Consider the following 17,842-nt stretch of genomic DNA (forward strand, 5'->3'; position numbering starts at 1 on the left):
CCCTGTCTGCTGATCCAGGGTCGCCGCGATGGACGAGGCGCGCAGTTTCAAACAAATCGCCGGATCGGGCAAGCCCGACCCGACAAGCCAACACATCACCCCTGTAGGAGCTGCCGAAGGCTGCGATCTTTTGATCTTGTTTTTAAGATCAAAAGATCGCAGCCTTCGGCAGCTCCTACAGGTATGTGCGAATTCAAAGGTCTTGTTGGCTTACCAGGGGATCGTTTCACCCTTGTAGTTGATGAAGTGATGCCCGCCCTTGCCGGTGTACGCATTCACCTGATCAATCAGCCCGCGAGTGCTGGTCTCTACATCCAGGTCGGCGCCTTCACCGCCCATATCCGTCTTCACCCAGCCCGGGTGCAGCGACAGTACGGTGAGTTTCTGCTCGCCCAGTTGCGTGACGAAACTGTTGGTCATCGAGTTCAGCGCGGCCTTGCTCGCCTTGTACAGCGCCAGCTCCGGGGCGTCGGGTACGGTGACGCTGCCCAGGCCGGAACTCATGAACGCCAGCACGCCGCTGCCGTCGCGGATCTGCCCGACGAAGCGCTGCGCCAGGTTGATCGGCGCCACGGCGTTGGTGAAAAAAAGTTGCCCGACTTCGGCCAGTGTCGCGCCGCCCGGGGTTTGCACTTCCGGACCTTTGACCCCGGCGTTGACGAACAACAGGTCGAAGGTCTCGCCCTTGAGCTGCTGGCTCAGGGCGATCACCGCCTGCTGGTCGTCCATGTCGAGTTTCTCGATCCGCACCTTGCCCAGCGCTTGCAGCGCCTCGGCCTTTTGCGGATTGCGCACCGTGGCGGTCACTTGCCAGCCATCGGCCAACAGGGTTTTCACCAACCCGAGGCCCAAGCCACGGGAGGCGCCGATGATCAGTGCGTTTTTTGCCTGGGACATGACTCGGTTCCTTGAAGATTACGGTTCACGGATTCAATGGACACGCCTGACCGAGCCGTAGTTGCAACACTCGTCGCAACACATCGAGCCGGGTCTCAAAAGAGCTGTTGATCCCGAAGCATACTCCAGACTTTAGCGTGGTTGCTGCTCGAGTTCGCAGGCCGCTCAGCGGTGTTCGCAAATCATGTACACAACACGGACACTGTGGGAGCTGGCTTGCCAGCGATGAGGCCAGTGGCATCACCACCCTAATGCCCGGCCTGCCACGGCTGCCCCAACGACACCGGCGCATACAACCGAGTCCGAACGGCATCGCGCGACAACAGCACCAACACCACAATCGTCGCCACGTATGGCAGCATCGCCAGCAGACTCGACGGAATCGCCAGTCCCAAGCCTTGCGCCACCAGGTGCAGGATGCTGGCGAGGCCAAACAGATACGCCCCGAGCAACAAACGCCATACCCGCCAACTGGCAAACACCACCAGCGCCAGCGCGATCCAGCCGCGTCCGGCGGTCATGTTTTCCGCCCACATCGGCGTGTACGCCAGCGACAGATACGCCCCGGCCAAACCGGCCATCGCCCCGCCAAACAGCACCGCCAGCGTGCGCACGGTCAGCACCGGCAGGCCCATCGCACTGGCCGCGTCCGGGTTCTCGCCAACGGCCTGAATGATCAACCCGACACGACTCTTGATGATCACCCACGCCACCAGTGCAAACAGGGCGAACGACAGGTACACCAGTAAGTCCTGAGCAAACAGCATGCGCCCGATCAGCGGAATCTCACTCAAGTACGGAATCGCCAACGGCTCGAATCCGGCCAACGGCTTGCCGACCCACGCCGCGCCGACAAAGGTCGACAGGCCCACACCGAAGATCGTCAGCGCCAGCCCGGTCGCTACCTGATTGGCATTGAACACCAGCGCAACCAAGGCAAACAGCGAAGACAAGAGCATCCCCGCGAGCATCGCCAGCAACACGCCGAGCCACAGGTTGCCACTGTTCAGCGCGACGATAAAACCGATCACCGCGCCAAACAGCATCATTCCTTCCTGCCCGAGGTTGAGCACGCCGCTCTTCTCGCAGATCAACTCACCCAGCGCCACCAACAACAGCGGCGTGCCGCAACGCACCATGGCGTAGAAAATATTGCTCAACAGATCGATATCCATCACAGCGCTCCGGCGGTTACGGCGGTGGTCGAGGTGCGCCGTGCCCAGCGCAGTTTCAGGCGTGGCCGATAGAGAATCAGCACGTCGCAGGCCAGCAGGAAAAACAGCATCATTCCCTGAAACAGTTGGGTGATCGCTTGCGGCAGATTCAAGGTCATTTGCGCGCTTTCACCGCCGATGTACAGCAGCGCCATCAGCAGGCTTGAGAACAGAATCCCGATCGGGTTCAACCGCCCGAGAAACGCCACGGTGATTGCTGCATAGCCATAGCCCGGCGAGACTTGCGGCACCAATTGCCCGATCGGCCCGGTCACTTCGCAAACCCCGGCGAGCCCGGCCAAACCACCGCTGATCAACAGCGCGAGCCAGATCAGACGTTTTTCGCGAAAGCCGACGAACCCCGCCGCACGTTTATCCAGACCGAGCACTTTGATCTGGAAACCGACGAAGCTTTTCTGCAACAACACCCACACCGCAACCAGTGCGAGCAGGGCGAAATACACCCCGGCATGCACTCGGCCGTCCTCCATCAGCAGCGGCAGGCGGCTGGCGTCGCCGAACATCGCCGACTCGGGAAAGTTGTAGCCGGCCGGATCTTTCAGCGGCCCGTGGACGCAGAACAGCAACAGGTTCAGCGCGATGTAGTTGAGCATGATGCTGGTGAGGATTTCGTTGGCGTTGAAGCGCGTGCGCAGCCATGCCGTCAGCCCGGCCCAAGCGGCGCCGGCGACGGTGCCGGTGAGCAGGATCAGCACCAGTGCCCAACGGCTTTGCAGGTCGATGATGTTCACCGCCAAGGCACTGCCGGCGAGTGCACCGAGCAGCAACTGACCTTCGGCGCCGATGTTCCAGATTCGCGCCTGGTACGCCACCGCCAAGCCCAATGCGCAAAGCAGAATCGGCAGCGCCTTGACCAGCAGTTCGGAGACGCCATACAGATCGCTGACCGGTGCGATCAACAGCGTGTGCAAGGTTTGCAGCGGATCATGCCCCAGGGCGATGAACAGCAGCGAGCCGCAACCGAGGGTCAGCAGCGCCGCCAGCAACGGCGAGCACCACAGCATCAGGCGCGATTGCTGGCCACGGGGTTCGAGGGAAAGCAGCATGTTGGGAAACTCCGTCAGGCCGTGGCCGATGAATGCGGGTGGTTGATGTGCCCGGCCATCCAGCCACCGACATCGCTCAGCAGGGTGTCGGTGGTGTTCTGCAGCGGCGACAGACGCCCCGCGCACAGGGCGCCGAGGCGGTCGCTGATCTGGAACAGTTCGTCGAGGTCTTCGGAGATCACCAGGATCGCGGCACCGGCATCGCGCAGGGCAATCAGCGCGCGGTGAATGGTCGCCGCTGCGCCAACGTCGACGCCCCAGGTCGGGTGCGCCGCGACGAGCAGTTTCGGTTGCTGGAGGATTTCCCGGCCGAGAATGAATTTCTGCAAATTGCCGCCGGACAGGCTGCGCGCGGCCGCGTGAGTGCCCGGGGTTTTCACCCCGAAGCGCTGAATGATCTGTTGGGCAAGGGCTTCGACTTTGCTGCGCTCGATCAAACCATTGCTCACCAGCCCCTGTTGAAAGGCCGTGAGCAAGGCGTTGTCGGCAAGGCTCAGTTCCGGCACCGCACCGTGGCCCAGGCGTTCTGCCGGGACAAACGCCAGACCCAGTTGGCGCCGCGCATCCGGGCGCAAATCGGCGACCGCTTGCCCGGCGAAACGAATCGTTGTCGCGCCCTCGCGGGGCAGGGTTTGTTCACCGCTGAGCAGGGCGAGCAACTCATCCTGGCCATTGCCCGCGACCCCGGCGATTCCGACGATTTCGCCGCTGCGCACTTGCAGGTTGATGTCGCTCAACGAGCAGCCGAAGGGATCCGGGTTGTGCCAGCTCAAGCCGTTGAGCTGTAGAAAGTCCGCGCCGCCACTGACCTTAGGGTATTCGCCGATCAGTGCCGCAGCTTCGCCAACCATCATCTGCGCCAATTGCTGATCCGAGCATTCGGCCGGCCGGCAATGCCCGGCGACCCGCCCGCCGCGCAAGACCGTGGCGCTATGGCACAGCGCGCGCACTTCCGCGAGCTTGTGGCTGATAAACAGAATGCTGCAGCCCTCGGCGGCGAGACGGCGCAGTGTGATGAACAATTCGTCGGCCTCTTGCGGCGTCAGCACCGACGTCGGTTCGTCGAGGATCAGCAGGCGGATGTCCTGCATCAGGCAGCGAATGATCTCCACCCGTTGCTGTTCGCCGATCGACAGGCTGTGGACAAGTCGCTCCGGCTCCAGCGCCATGCCATAGCGGCGCGACACTTCACGAATTTTCGGCTCAAGCTGTTTCGGCGTGCCGGCCCTAGCGCCCATCGCCAGGGCAATGTTCTGCGCCACGCTGAGGGTTTCGAACAGCGAGAAATGCTGGAACACCATGCCGATCCCCAACTGCCGGGCCTGCGCCGGGTTGCGGATATTCACCCGTTGCCCCTGCCAGAGCATTTCGCCGGAATCGGCCTGGGTCACGCCGTAGATGATCTTCATCAAGGTACTTTTGCCCGCGCCGTTCTCACCCAGCAGTGCGTGGATTTCTCCCGGCGCGATGCTCAGGTCGATGGCGTCATTGGCCAGACAACCGGGGTAGCGTTTGCTGATCTGGCGCAGTTGCAGGCGCGGCGTTGAATCTGGGCTTGGCATGACAGGCTCGACTGGCTTGGAGTTGTGCCTGTGGATAAAGCAATTTCCTGGCCATTGAGTCAGGAACGCCCGCCGTCACTGTTGCCGCGCGCCGGCGACAGAGCTTCGCGATGAAAATCGCAGGGGGAGCGGGCACCAATTCAGCGCAAAGCTGTTGATCCGGCTCCATTTTTGCACTGTGACGAACTGGTTAAAAAACGAGCAACCGGGTCGAAGCTATACAGAACCTGCGACTGCGCCAGCCATGAACGGGTTATCCACAGGTTGCTCCACAGTATTTGTGCGCAATTGGAAATCCTTGGCATAAGCGCTGCAGTGCTATCTCCCAATGGTGATAAACAGCGCTAACTATTTGTTTTTACGTGGGATTAATCTTTTTTCAGGTGGAGTGGACGAAAAGTGAACAAATCGCGCAAAGCCACGTGACAGAAGGGTTACAGCGGAATGTACTCAGGTTATCCACAGTCGGGTGCACAGCAGATGTGGGCAAGTTGTTGGAATAACGGAATTCGTCGATGCCCTAAAAGATCGCAGCCTTCGGCAGCTCCTACAGGGAAACGCAAAGTCCTGTGTAGGAGCTGCCAAAGGCTGCGATCTTTTGCTCTACTGACGCTGCAGCACAATCCGCCCACGACTCAAATCCGCTAACTGCGTTTGCAGCAAATCGATCTGCGCCTCACCCAGCGCCAACCGCAATTCAACACCATTGGCGGTGAAGTTTTCTTCGACGACCAACCCACCCAGGTCCGCTACCCGCAGCTTCACCAACGCCAACTCGGCAAAGCCGCAGGCACAACTGAGCGGCACACGGCTGATCAACTCGACTTTCGCCGCCGCTTGCAGGCACTTGTTCGCGCCGCCGCCATAGGCTCGGGCCAAACCGCCGGTACCCAATTGAATGCCGCCATACCAGCGGATCACCAGCACCGCGACCTGATCGCAATCCTGCGCTTCGATGGCCGCCAAAATCGGTCGTCCGGCGGTGCCGCCGGGTTCGCCATCATCGTTGCTGCGGTATTGCGCACCGAGTTTCCACGCCCAGCAGTTGTGCGAGGCATTCAAGTCGCTGTGTTGTTCGAAGAACGCCTGCGCGTCGGCGGGGCTGGCGATCGGCGCGGCGACGGTGATGAAGCGGCTTTTGCGAATCTCTTCGCGGTACTCGCAAAAACCGCTGAGGGTGAAAGGCATAAACGTCTTAAATAGTCGGGGTGAGGCCGCAGCCTTTGAGAATGATGCGGATCAGGTTGTTGCCGGCGTCTTCCATGTCCTGCTTGGTCAGCTTGTTGCGACCGCTGACGCGGCCGATCTGCGTGGCGAAGTCGGCGTAATGCTGGGTGCTGCCCCACAGCAGGAAGATCAGGTGCACCGGATCCACCGGATCCATCTTGCCGGCATCGATCCAGGCCTGGAACACTGCCGCGCGGCCCTGGAACCAGGCGCGGTAATCCTGGTTGAAATACTCGGTCAGGCATTCGCCGCCACTGATCACTTCCATCGCAAAGATCCGCGAGGCTTGCGGTTGGCGGCGGGAGAATTCCATCTTGGCGCGAATGTAGCGGGTCAGTGCTTCGGCCGGATCGTCCTCGGCCGTCAGGGTGTTGAAGGTGCTGTCCCACAGTTCGATGATGTTGCTCAGCACCGCGACGTACAACCCCAACTTGTTGGTGAAGTAGTAATGCAGGTTCGCTTTGGGCAACCCGGCATTCTGCGCAATGGTGTTCATGCTGGTGCCTTTGAAACCGTGACGGGCGAACTCGTCTTCGGCGGCTTTGAGGATGGTCTCTTCGTTCTTCTGACGAATGCGGCTGGCGGGTTTGCCGCCATGGGCTGGGACTTCAAAGGTCATAGGCACGTCCGGTTTGTCTGTGGGTGCAACCAGCTGCGTTGATAACGCACCCACAGGCATCCGACAAGTCCTGATGCAATAAAACCGTTACGCCTGTTCGATCTTGTTCAGCGCTGGGGCGGATTCGAGGCTGGTGGTTTTCGCCTCTTGCAGCAACAGGCACAGGATGATCGCGGTCAGGCCGCCGCTGGTGATCGCCGAATCGAACAGGTTTTGCACCAGTTTCGGCAGCAGGTGCAGCAGGTTCGGTTGCGCGGCGATGCCCAGACCGACGCCGAGCGAGGTGGCGATGATCAGCATGCTGCGTCGGTCCAGCGGCGACTGCGCGAGGATCCGCACCCCGGCCGCCGCCACGCTGCCGAACATCACCAGCGTAGCGCCGCCAAGAACCGGTTTGGGGATCTGTTGCAGTACCGCACCGATCATTGGAAACAGACCGAGACAAAACAGGATCGCGCCGATGTACAGCCCGACATAGCGGCTGGCCACGCCGGTCAACTGGATCACGCCGTTATTCTGCGCAAACGTGGTGTTGGGGAAGGCGCTGAAGGTGGCGGCGATCATGCAGCTGACGCCGTCACCGAGTACGCCACCGCGCAAACGACTTATATAGGAAAGGCCGCTGATTGGCTGGCGGGCGAGCATGCAATTGGCCGTGAGGTCGCCGACGGTTTCGATGGTGCTGATCAGATAAATCAGCGCGACCGGCAGGAAAGCCGTCCAGTCGAAGCTGAATCCGAACTTGAAGGGTGCAGGAAGACTGACCAGCGGCAAGTCAGGCAATGCCTGCGGAACCAGTTTCCCGCTAAACCACGCGGCCAGACTGCCGAGCAGCAGTCCGATAATGATTGCCGACAGGCGCACCCACGGCGTGTTCGAGCGATTGAGCAGGATGATCGTCAGCAACACGAACACACCTAGCGCGAGATTGCCCGGCGCGCCGAAGTCCGGGGCATTGAATCCACCGCCCAGATCGGTGATGCCGACCTTGATCAGACTGACGCCGATCAAAGTAATGACGATCCCGGTCACCAGCGGCGTGACGACCCGGCGCAACTGACCGATGAAACGGCTGAGGACTATCTGCACCACGGCACCGAAAAAACATACGCCGAAGATCATCGCCAGAATGTCTTCCGGGCTGCCGCCACGCTGCTTGACCAGAAACCCGGCCGACAGCACCGCGCCGAGAAAGGCGAAACTGGTGCCCTGCAAACAGATCATCCCGGCGCCGATGCCGAACGGCCGTCGCGCCTGAATAAAGGTGCCGATCCCGGAAACCATCAGCGCCATGCTGATCAGGTACGGCAAGTGTGCGGTCAGGCCGAGGGTCGAGCCGATCACCAGCGGCGGGGTGATGATGCCAACGAAACTGGCGAGCACGTGTTGCAGAGCGGCGAGGATCGCGGCCGGTGGTTTGGGGCGGTCGTCGAGGCCGTAGATCAGTTCGCTGGAGGGTTCAGATTCTGGCTGCATGGGTTTGGCTTCTTGTTCAGGGATCGAGTTCACCCTTCACTGCAAAAACCTGTCCACTTGCTCAGCTTTCTGCTTGTAAACCTTCCAATGTAGGAGCTGCCGAAGGCTGCGATCCTTTGATCTAGCTGTTCGAGGCCGTAGCGATTGATCCTGGATTTATATTTTCAACGCGTCGCCGCCAGGCTCTCCAGAAAGCTCTCCAGCACCAAATGAGGGCGCCGCCCCTTGCGCGTGACCGATGCGAGACTCAAATCATAAAAACGCGTCGTCGATTTCAGCGCACGCAAGCGCCCTTGCTGCACCCACAAACTGGCGTAATGATCCGGCAGATAACCGATATAACGCCCGGTCAAAATCAAGAACGCCATGCCCTCACGGTCGGAAGCGCTGGCGGTGCAATTGAGCGCCTGGTAGTGCGCCTGAATCTCTGCCGGCAAACGAAAGGTCGGGGCAATCGCGTCCTGGCTGTTCAGGCGCTCGTCATCCAGTTGCTTGTCATCGACATAAAACAGCGGATGACCCACCGCGCAATAAAGCAGCGAGCGCTCGCTGTACAACGGTTGATATTCCAGCCCCGACAGTGCGCTGGCCTGCGGCACCACGCCGACATGCAGGCGACCGTCGAGCACGCCTTGTTCGACTTCATTGGGCGCGATCATGCGGATCTGGATCTGCACGTCCGGCCCGCGTTCCTTCAACTGGGCAAGAGCATGGGTAATGCGCATGTGGGGCAGGGTGACGAGGTTGTCGGTCAGGCCGATGATCAACTCGCCACGCAGGTGTTGGTGCAGGCCATTGACCTCGGTGCGGAAACTTTCCAGCGCACTTAATAGTTGCAGCGCCGATTGGTAAACCTCACGGCCCTCTTCGGTCAACGAGAACCCGGCGCGACCGCGTTGGCACAATCGCAGGCCGAGGCGCTGTTCGAGATCGCTCATCTGCTGGCTGATTGCCGAGCGCCCGACGCCGAGCACGGTTTCCGCCGCAGAAAAGCCGCCGCACTCCACCACGCTGCGGAAGATCCGCAGCAGGCGAATATCAAAGTCACTGACCTGGGCCAGCGGATCGGGGCGACGGCTGCTCATGTTGTTGTTCTCATTGTTTAGCAGACTTCTAACTGAAGGTTAGAAAAGTTGGATTTCACCGACTTTATCCGCGTGGCAATTTAGCTGCAACAACGCTTTTTATCTCCCTGATGCTTATGCCCTGCGAGGTTTTGCCCGATGAACATGCCTGAAAACGCGCCGTCGCCACTGGCCAGCCAACTGAAGCTGGACGCGCACTGGATGCCGTACACCGCCAACCGCAACTTCCAGCGCGATCCGCGTCTGATCGTCGGTGCCGAAGGCAGCTGGCTGTTCGATGACAAGGGCCGCAAGATCTACGATTCGCTGTCCGGTCTGTGGACCTGCGGCGCCGGGCACACCCGTAAAGAAATTCAGGACGCGGTATCCAAACAACTGGGCACCCTCGATTATTCGCCAGGCTTCCAGTACGGCCACCCGTTGTCGTTCCAGCTCGCCGAGAAAATCACTGACCTGACCCCGGGCAACCTGAATCACGTGTTCTTCACCGACTCGGGCTCCGAGTGCGCCGACACTGCGGTGAAGATGGTTCGTGCCTACTGGCGTCTGAAAGGTCAGTCAACCAAGACCAAAATGATCGGCCGTGCCCGTGGCTACCACGGTGTGAACATCGCCGGCACCAGCCTCGGCGGCGTCAATGGCAACCGTAAGCTGTTCGGTCAGGCGATGATGGATGTCGATCACCTGCCGCACACGCTGCTGGCCAGCAACGCATTCTCCCGTGGCATGCCGGAGCAGGGCGGTATCGCCCTGGCCGATGAGCTGCTGAAGTTGATCGAACTGCACGACGCTTCGAACATCGCGGCAGTCTTCGTTGAACCGATGGCCGGTTCCGCTGGCGTACTGGTTCCGCCTCAGGGTTACCTGAAGCGTCTGCGCGAGATCTGCGATCAGCACAACATCCTGCTGGTGTTCGACGAAGTGATTACCGGTTTCGGTCGCACCGGGTCGATGTTCGGCGCCGAGAGCTTTGGCGTGACCCCGGACCTGATGTGCATCGCCAAGCAAGTCACCAACGGCGCGATCCCGATGGGTGCGGTGATTGCCAGCTCCGAGATCTACCAGACCTTCATGAATCAGCCGACTCCGGAATACGCGGTGGAATTCCCCCACGGCTACACCTACTCGGCCCACCCGGTGGCGTGCGCCGCTGGCCTGGCGGCACTCGATCTGCTGCAAAAGGAAAACCTGGTGCAGAGCGTGGCCGAAGTCGCGCCGCATTTCGAAAATGCCCTGCATGGCCTGAAAGGTTCGAAGAACGTCATCGATATTCGTAACTACGGCCTGGCCGGTGCGATCCAGATCGCGGCCCGTGACGGCGACGCCATCGTGCGTCCGTTCGAAGCCGGCATGGCCCTGTGGAAAGCCGGGTTCTACGTGCGCTTCGGCGGCGACACCCTGCAGTTCGGCCCAACCTTCAACAGCAAGCCGCAAGACCTCGATCGTCTGTTCGACGCGGTTGGCGAAGTGCTGAACAAGCTCGACTGATTTTTCCCTCTATATATACCTGCGAATAACAGGCGCCCCGTGCGGGCGTCTGTACACAAGAATTCAGGAGTTTTCGATGAGTGTTATCCCGCATTTGATCAATGGCGAACTGGTGACCGAGAACGGTCGCGCGGTTGATGTGTTCAACCCGTCCACCGGTCAGGCGATCCACAAGCTGCCGCTGGCCACCCGCGAAACCATTCAACACGCGATCGACGCTGCCAAGGCTGCGTTCCCGGCATGGCGCAACACCCCTCCGGCCAAACGTGCTCAAGTGATGTTCCGTTTCAAGCAACTGCTGGAGCAGAACGAAGCACGCATCTCGCAATTGATCAGCGAAGAACACGGCAAGACCCTCGAAGACGCCGCCGGTGAACTGAAGCGCGGTATCGAGAACGTCGAGTTCGCCTGCGCCGCCCCGGAAATTCTCAAGGGCGAGTACAGCCGCAACGTCGGCCCGAACATCGACGCCTGGTCGGACTTCCAGCCACTGGGTGTGGTTGCCGGCATCACGCCGTTCAACTTTCCGGCGATGGTGCCACTGTGGATGTACCCACTGGCGATCGTCTGCGGTAACTGCTTCATTCTCAAACCGTCCGAGCGTGACCCAAGCTCGACGCTGCTGATCGCTCAACTGCTGATCGAAGCCGGTCTGCCGAAAGGCGTGTTGAGCGTGGTGCATGGCGACAAGACTGCAGTGGACGCGCTGATCGAAGCGCCGGAAGTCAAAGCACTGAGCTTCGTTGGCTCGACGCCAATTGCCGAATACATCTACGCCGAAGGCACCAAGCGCGGTAAACGCGTTCAGGCACTGGGCGGCGCGAAGAACCATGCGGTGCTGATGCCGGACGCGGATCTGGACAACGCGGTCAGCGCGCTGATGGGCGCAGCCTACGGTTCTTGCGGTGAGCGCTGCATGGCCATTTCGGTCGCGGTGTGTGTCGGCGATCAGGTAGCGGATGCGCTGGTGGCGAAACTGGTTCCGCAGATCAAGGCGCTGAAAATCGGTGCCGGCACTTCGTGTGGTCTGGACATGGGGCCACTGGTAACCGGTCAGGCGCGGGACAAGGTCAGCGGCTATGTCGATGACGGCGTGGCAGCGGGCGCGACCTTGGTGGTCGACGGTCGCGGCTTGAGCATTCCGGGTAACGAAGAGGGCTTCTTCCTCGGCGGCTGTCTGTTCGACAACGTCACCCCTGAAATGCGCATCTATAAGGAAGAGATCTTCGGGCCGGTGTTGTGCGTGGTTCGCGTCAATAGCCTGGAAGAGGCGATGAAGCTGATCAACGATCACGAATACGGCAACGGCACCTGCATCTTCACTCGTGACGGTGAAGCGGCGCGTCTGTTCTGCGACGAGATCGAAGTCGGCATGGTCGGCGTCAACGTACCGCTGCCGGTTCCGGTGGCTTACCACAGCTTCGGCGGCTGGAAGCGCTCGCTGTTCGGCGACCTGCATGCCTATGGCCCGGATGGTGTGCGCTTTTATACCCGTCGCAAAGCCATTACCCAACGCTGGCCGCAGCGTGCGAGCCATGAAGCTTCGCAATTCGCTTTCCCTAGCTTGTAAGTAGAAGGGCATGACGAAGGCCGACCTCTAGAGGTCGGCCTTCGTGTTTTCGGGGTTTTTTTGACCGATATGACAGAATTATGAAAATAGGTGTTGACGGCAGATTCTGGAAGTCTATAATTCGCCCCACTTCCGGCGCAGTTGAAACGGAAAACTCCTTGAGATTCAATGAGTTATGCGGTTTTCGACAGCGACTTGCTTCAGTTCATCGAAGCCTGGAAGGAGTTGAAAGAGCGGTGATGTTTGGCTCTTTTGACGGTTCGATCTTCTCGGTCGAAAGCGGAGAAAAAGAGGTGTTGACAGCAGCGTGTAACGCTGTAGAATTCGCCTCCCGCTAACGAGAGATCGGAAGCGCAAGTGGTTGAAGTTGTTGAAGAAATCTTCGAAAACTTCTGAAAATAATCACTTGACAGCAAATGAGGCTGCTGTAGAATGCGCGCCTCGGTTGAGACGAAAGATCTTAACCAACCGCTCTTTAACAACTGAATCAAGCAATTCGTGTGGGTGCTTGTGGAGTCAGACTGATAGTCAACAAGATTATCAGCATCACAAGTTACTCCGCGAGAAATCAAAGATGTAACCAACGATTGCTGAGCCAAGTTTAGGGTTTCTTAAAAACCCAAAGATGTTTGAACTGAAGAGTTTGATCATGGCTCAGATTGAACGCTGGCGGCAGGCCTAACACATGCAAGTCGAGCGGATGAAGGGAGCTTGCTCCTGAATTCAGCGGCGGACGGGTGAGTAATGCCTAGGAATCTGCCTGGTAGTGGGGGACAACGTTTCGAAAGGAACGCTAATACCGCATACGTCCTACGGGAGAAAGCAGGGGACCTTCGGGCCTTGCGCTATCAGATGAGCCTAGGTCGGATTAGCTAGTTGGTGAGGTAATGGCTCACCAAGGCGACGATCCGTAACTGGTCTGAGAGGATGATCAGTCACACTGGAACTGAGACACGGTCCAGACTCCTACGGGAGGCAGCAGTGGGGAATATTGGACAATGGGCGAAAGCCTGATCCAGCCATGCCGCGTGTGTGAAGAAGGTCTTCGGATTGTAAAGCACTTTAAGTTGGGAGGAAGGGTTGTAGATTAATACTCTGCAATTTTGACGTTACCGACAGAATAAGCACCGGCTAACTCTGTGCCAGCAGCCGCGGTAATACAGAGGGTGCAAGCGTTAATCGGAATTACTGGGCGTAAAGCGCGCGTAGGTGGTTTGTTAAGTTGGATGTGAAATCCCCGGGCTCAACCTGGGAACTGCATCCAAAACTGGCAAGCTAGAGTATGGTAGAGGGTGGTGGAATTTCCTGTGTAGCGGTGAAATGCGTAGATATAGGAAGGAACACCAGTGGCGAAGGCGACCACCTGGACTGATACTGACACTGAGGTGCGAAAGCGTGGGGAGCAAACAGGATTAGATACCCTGGTAGTCCACGCCGTAAACGATGTCAACTAGCCGTTGGGAGCCTTGAGCTCTTAGTGGCGCAGCTAACGCATTAAGTTGACCGCCTGGGGAGTACGGCCGCAAGGTTAAAACTCAAATGAATTGACGGGGGCCCGCACAAGCGGTGGAGCATGTGGTTTAATTCGAAGCAACGCGAAGAACCTTACCAGGCCTTGACATCCAATGAACTTTCCAGAGATGGATTGGTGCCTTCGGGAACATTGAGACAGGTGCTGCATGGCTGTCGTCAGCTCGTGTCGTGAGATGTTGGGTTAAGTCCCGTAACGAGCGCAACCCTTGTCCTTAGTTACCAGCACGTAATGGTGGGCACTCTAAGGAGACTGCCGGTGACAAACCGGAGGAAGGTGGGGATGACGTCAAGTCATCATGGCCCTTACGGCCTGGGCTACACACGTGCTACAATGGTCGGTACAGAGGGTTGCCAAGCCGCGAGGTGGAGCTAATCCCACAAAACCGATCGTAGTCCGGATCGCAGTCTGCAACTCGACTGCGTGAAGTCGGAATCGCTAGTAATCGCGAATCAGAATGTCGCGGTGAATACGTTCCCGGGCCTTGTACACACCGCCCGTCACACCATGGGAGTGGGTTGCACCAGAAGTAGCTAGTCTAACCTTCGGGAGGACGGTTACCACGGTGTGATTCATGACTGGGGTGAAGTCGTAACAAGGTAGCCGTAGGGGAACCTGCGGCTGGATCACCTCCTTAATCGACGACATCAGCTGCTCCATAAGTTCCCACACGAATTGCTTGATTCATGCGTTTGTAAAAGTGCAGAGCTAAATATTCGAATCGAATAATTAGCTCTGATCTTTTTCAGAATCGTTCTTTAAAAATTTGGGTATGTGATAGAAAGATAGACTGAACGTTACTTTCACTGGTAACGGATCAGGCTAAGGTAAAATTTGTGAGTGACTCTTAAGAGTTTTGCGAATTTTCGGCGAATGTCGTCTTCATAGTATAACCAGATTGCTTGGGGTTATATGGTCAAGTGAAGAAGCGCATACGGTGGATGCCTTGGCAGTCAGAGGCGATGAAAGACGTGGTAGCCTGCGAAAAGCTTCGGGGAGTCGGCAAACAGACTTTGATCCGGAGATGTCTGAATGGGGGAACCCAGCCATCACAAGATGGTTATCTTGTACTGAATACATAGGTGCAAGAGGCGAACCAGGGGAACTGAAACATCTAAGTACCCTGAGGAAAAGAAATCAACCGAGATTCCCTTAGTAGTGGCGAGCGAACGGGGACTAGCCCTTAAGTGGCTTTGAGATTAGCGGAACGCTCTGGAAAGTGCGGCCATAGTGGGTGATAGCCCTGTACGCGAAAGTCTCTTAGTCATGAAATCGAGTAGGACGGAGCACGAGAAACTTTGTCTGAATATGGGGGGACCATCCTCCAAGGCTAAATACTACTGACTGACCGATAGTGAACTAGTACCGTGAGGGAAAGGCGAAAAGAACCCCGGAGAGGGGAGTGAAATAGATCCTGAAACCGTATGCGTACAAGCAGTGGGAGCCCACTTTGTTGGGTGACTGCGTACCTTTTGTATAATGGGTCAGCGACTTATTTTCAGTGGCGAGCTTAACCGAATAGGGGAGGCGTAGCGAAAGCGAGTCTTAATAGGGCGTCTAGTCGCTGGGAATAGACCCGAAACCGGGCGATCTATCCATGGGCAGGTTGAAGGTTAGGTAACACTGACTGGAGGACCGAACCGACTACCGTTGAAAAGTTAGCGGATGACCTGTGGATCGGAGTGAAAGGCTAATCAAGCTCGGAGATAGCTGGTTCTCCTCGAAAGCTATTTAGGTAGCGCCTCATGTATCACTGTAGGGGGTAGAGCACTGTTTCGGCTAGGGGGTCATCCCGACTTACCAAACCGATGCAAACTCCGAATACCTACAAGTGCCGAGCATGGGAGACACACGGCGGGTGCTAACGTCCGTCGTGAAAAGGGAAACAACCCAGACCGTCAGCTAAGGTCCCAAAGTTATGGTTAAGTGGGAAACGATGTGGGAAGGCTTAGACAGCTAGGAGGTTGGCTTAGAAGCAGCCACCCTTTAAAGAAAGCGTAATAGCTCACTAGTCGAGTCGGCCTGCGCGGAAGATGTAACGGGGCTCAAACCATACACCGAAGCTACGGGTATCACGCAAGTGATGCGGTAGAGGAGCGTTCTGTAAGCCTGTGAAGGTGAGTTGAGAAGCTTGCTGGAGGTATCAGAAGTGCGAATGCTGACATGAGTAACGACAATGGGTGTGAAAAACACCCACGCCGAAAGACCAAGGTTTCCTGCGCAACGTTAATCGACGCAGGGTTAGTCGGTCCCTAAGGCGAGGCTGAAAAGCGTAGTCGATGGAAAACAGGTTAATATTCCTGTACTTCTGGTTATTGCGATGGAGGGACGGAGAAGGCTAGGCCAGCTTGGCGTTGGTTGTCCAAGTTTAAGGTGGTAGGCTGAGATCTTAGGTAAATCCGGGATCTTAAGGCCGAGAGCTGATGACGAGTTACCCTTTGGGTGACGAAGTGGTTGATGCCATGCTTCCAAGAAAAGCTTCTAAGCTTCAGATAACCAGGAACCGTACCCCAAACCGACACAGGTGGTTGGGTAGAGAATACCAAGGCGCTTGAGAGAACTCGGGTGAAGGAACTAGGCAAAATGGCACCGTAACTTCGGGAGAAGGTGCGCCGGTGAGGGTGAAGGACTTGCTCCGTAAGCTCATGCCGGTCGAAGATACCAGGCCGCTGCGACTGTTTATTAAAAACACAGCACTCTGCAAACACGAAAGTGGACGTATAGGGTGTGACGCCTGCCCGGTGCCGGAAGGTTAATTGATGGGGTTAGCTAACGCGAAGCTCTTGATCGAAGCCCCGGTAAACGGCGGCCGTAACTATAACGGTCCTAAGGTAGCGAAATTCCTTGTCGGGTAAGTTCCGACCTGCACGAATGGCGTAACGATGGCGGCGCTGTCTCCACCCGAGACTCAGTGAAATTGAAATCGCTGTGAAGATGCAGTGTATCCGCGGCTAGACGGAAAGACCCCGTGAACCTTTACTATAGCTTTGCACTGGACTTTGAATTTGCTTGTGTAGGATAGGTGGGAGGCTTTGAAGCGTGGACGCCAGTTCGCGTGGAGCCATCCTTGAAATACCACCCTGGCAACTTTGAGGTTCTAACTCAGGTCCGTTATCCGGATCGAGGACAGTGTATGGTGGGTAGTTTGACTGGGGCGGTCTCCTCCTAAAGAGTAACGGAGGAGTACGAAGGTGCGCTCAGACCGGTCGGAAATCGGTCGTAGAGTATAAAGGCAAAAGCGCGCTTGACTGCGAGACAGACACGTCGAGCAGGTACGAAAGTAGGTCTTAGTGATCCGGTGGTTCTGTATGGAAGGGCCATCGCTCAACGGATAAAAGGTACTCCGGGGATAACAGGCTGATACCGCCCAAGAGTTCATATCGACGGCGGTGTTTGGCACCTCGATGTCGGCTCATCACATCCTGGGGCTGAAGCCGGTCCCAAGGGTATGGCTGTTCGCCATTTAAAGTGGTACGCGAGCTGGGTTTAGAACGTCGTGAGACAGTTCGGTCCCTATCTGCCGTGGACGTTTGAGATTTGAGAGGGGCTGCTCCTAGTACGAGAGGACCGGAGTGGACGAACCTCTGGTGTTCCGGTTGTCACGCCAGTGGCATTGCCGGGTAGCTATGTTCGGGAAAGATAACCGCTGAAAGCATCTAAGCGGGAAACTTGCCTCAAGATGAGATCTCACTGGAACCTTGAGTTCCCTGAAGGGCCGTCGAAGACTACGACGTTGATAGGTTGGGTGTGTAAGCGCTGTGAGGCGTTGAGCTAACCAATACTAATTGCCCGTGAGGCTTGACCATATAACACCCAAGCAATCTGAATGCTCGAAAGAGACCAGATTGCGGTGTGTGAAGACGCAATGAACCGAAAGTTCGCGATGCTCACAAACACCTGTATCACATACCCGATTTGCTGAAGCGAGGCCAACCGGTCGCGAGTCAGTACCCGAATTTCTTGACGACCATAGAGCGTTGGAACCACCTGATCCCATCCCGAACTCAGAAGTGAAACGATGCATCGCCGATGGTAGTGTGGGGTTTCCCCATGTGAGAGTAGGTCATCGTCAAGATTAAATTCCGAAACCCCAATTGCGAAAGCAG

At 57.5% G+C, this 17,842-nt stretch carries 10 protein-coding genes and 3 rRNA genes; 5 read left to right on the forward strand and 8 right to left on the reverse strand.

Translation table 11 applies throughout. The annotated features are described in order from the left end of the window. Positions 1 to 210: 210 nt before the first annotated feature. The 8 genes from LOY52_RS03440 to LOY52_RS03475 all read right to left on the reverse strand — a co-directional run bounded on the left by LOY52_RS03440 (position 211) and on the right by LOY52_RS03475 (position 9,147). Complete coding sequence (locus tag LOY52_RS03440) at positions 211 to 897, reverse strand: SDR family oxidoreductase (protein WP_095138233.1); 687 nt, start codon at positions 895 to 897, stop codon at positions 211 to 213. A gap of 248 nt (positions 898 to 1,145) precedes the next feature. Beyond that, a complete protein-coding gene (locus tag LOY52_RS03445) occupies positions 1,146 to 2,072 on the reverse strand; it encodes an ABC transporter permease (RefSeq protein ID WP_003221385.1) in 927 nt (308 codons plus the stop codon). Beyond that, positions 2,072 to 3,178, reverse strand: coding sequence for an ABC transporter permease (locus LOY52_RS03450; RefSeq protein WP_258678191.1), 1,107 nt, complete (start codon positions 3,176 to 3,178; stop codon positions 2,072 to 2,074). Before LOY52_RS03450 ends, LOY52_RS03445 begins: the two co-directional genes overlap by 1 nt. A gap of 14 nt (positions 3,179 to 3,192) precedes the next feature. After that, complete coding sequence (locus LOY52_RS03455; protein ID WP_258678192.1) at positions 3,193 to 4,740, reverse strand: ABC transporter ATP-binding protein; 1,548 nt, start codon at positions 4,738 to 4,740, stop codon at positions 3,193 to 3,195. Between the two features lie 603 nt (positions 4,741 to 5,343). After that, entirely contained in the window at positions 5,344 to 5,928 is a 585-nt protein-coding gene (locus LOY52_RS03460) for a YigZ family protein (protein ID WP_258678193.1), read from the reverse strand. Positions 5,929 to 5,935: 7 nt separating this feature from the next. After that, entirely contained in the window at positions 5,936 to 6,586 is a 651-nt protein-coding gene (locus LOY52_RS03465; RefSeq protein ID WP_258678194.1) for a TetR/AcrR family transcriptional regulator, read from the reverse strand. Positions 6,587 to 6,673: 87 nt separating this feature from the next. Further along, positions 6,674 to 8,062 carry a uracil-xanthine permease family protein gene (locus LOY52_RS03470; protein WP_258678195.1) on the reverse strand — a complete coding sequence of 463 codons (1,389 nt, stop codon included), beginning with the start codon at positions 8,060 to 8,062 and terminating at the stop codon, positions 6,674 to 6,676. Between the two features lie 164 nt (positions 8,063 to 8,226). Further along, the gene (locus LOY52_RS03475; protein ID WP_258678196.1) at positions 8,227 to 9,147 is read right to left on the reverse strand and encodes a LysR family transcriptional regulator; all 921 of its coding nucleotides are present in this window, start codon (positions 9,145 to 9,147) and stop codon (positions 8,227 to 8,229) included. Between the two features lie 138 nt (positions 9,148 to 9,285). Between LOY52_RS03475 and LOY52_RS03480 the strand changes: the two genes are divergently transcribed. The 5 genes from LOY52_RS03480 to rrf all read left to right on the forward strand — a co-directional run bounded on the left by LOY52_RS03480 (position 9,286) and on the right by rrf (position 17,811). Then, a complete protein-coding gene (locus LOY52_RS03480; RefSeq protein ID WP_258678197.1) occupies positions 9,286 to 10,635 on the forward strand; it encodes an aspartate aminotransferase family protein in 1,350 nt (449 codons plus the stop codon). Between the two features lie 76 nt (positions 10,636 to 10,711). After that, positions 10,712 to 12,205, forward strand: coding sequence for a CoA-acylating methylmalonate-semialdehyde dehydrogenase (locus LOY52_RS03485; protein ID WP_027613649.1), 1,494 nt, complete (start codon positions 10,712 to 10,714; stop codon positions 12,203 to 12,205). A gap of 631 nt (positions 12,206 to 12,836) precedes the next feature. Continuing rightward, positions 12,837 to 14,373: ribosomal RNA gene (locus tag LOY52_RS03490) — 16S ribosomal RNA — on the forward strand. Positions 14,374 to 14,650: 277 nt separating this feature from the next. Further along, positions 14,651 to 17,542: ribosomal RNA gene (locus LOY52_RS03495) — 23S ribosomal RNA — on the forward strand. 153 nt (positions 17,543 to 17,695) lie between these two features. Continuing rightward, positions 17,696 to 17,811, forward strand: a 5S ribosomal RNA gene (gene rrf, locus LOY52_RS03500). The 16S, 23S and 5S rRNA genes sit together here, the layout of an rRNA operon. Positions 17,812 to 17,842 lie beyond the last annotated feature (31 nt).

Origin of the sequence: Pseudomonas sp. B21-051, from assembly GCF_024748795.1 — a bacterium.
Taxonomy (GTDB): Bacteria; Pseudomonadota; Gammaproteobacteria; order Pseudomonadales; family Pseudomonadaceae; genus Aquipseudomonas; species Aquipseudomonas putida_A.

Coding starts and splice junctions, on each gene's coding strand:
- LOY52_RS03440 (WP_095138233.1), bottom strand. CDS start 897: ATGTCCCAGGCAAAAAACGCACTGATCATCGGCGCCTCCCGTGGCTTG.
- LOY52_RS03445 (WP_003221385.1), bottom strand. CDS start 2,072: ATGGATATCGATCTGTTGAGCAATATTTTCTACGCCATGGTGCGTTGC.
- LOY52_RS03450 (WP_258678191.1), bottom strand. CDS start 3,178: ATGCTGCTTTCCCTCGAACCCCGTGGCCAGCAATCGCGCCTGATGCTG.
- LOY52_RS03455 (WP_258678192.1), bottom strand. CDS start 4,740: ATGCCAAGCCCAGATTCAACGCCGCGCCTGCAACTGCGCCAGATCAGC.
- LOY52_RS03460 (WP_258678193.1), bottom strand. CDS start 5,928: ATGCCTTTCACCCTCAGCGGTTTTTGCGAGTACCGCGAAGAGATTCGC.
- LOY52_RS03465 (WP_258678194.1), bottom strand. CDS start 6,586: ATGACCTTTGAAGTCCCAGCCCATGGCGGCAAACCCGCCAGCCGCATT.
- LOY52_RS03470 (WP_258678195.1), bottom strand. CDS start 8,062: ATGCAGCCAGAATCTGAACCCTCCAGCGAACTGATCTACGGCCTCGAC.
- LOY52_RS03475 (WP_258678196.1), bottom strand. CDS start 9,147: ATGAGCAGCCGTCGCCCCGATCCGCTGGCCCAGGTCAGTGACTTTGAT.
- LOY52_RS03480 (WP_258678197.1), top strand. CDS start 9,286: ATGAACATGCCTGAAAACGCGCCGTCGCCACTGGCCAGCCAACTGAAG.
- LOY52_RS03485 (WP_027613649.1), top strand. CDS start 10,712: ATGAGTGTTATCCCGCATTTGATCAATGGCGAACTGGTGACCGAGAAC.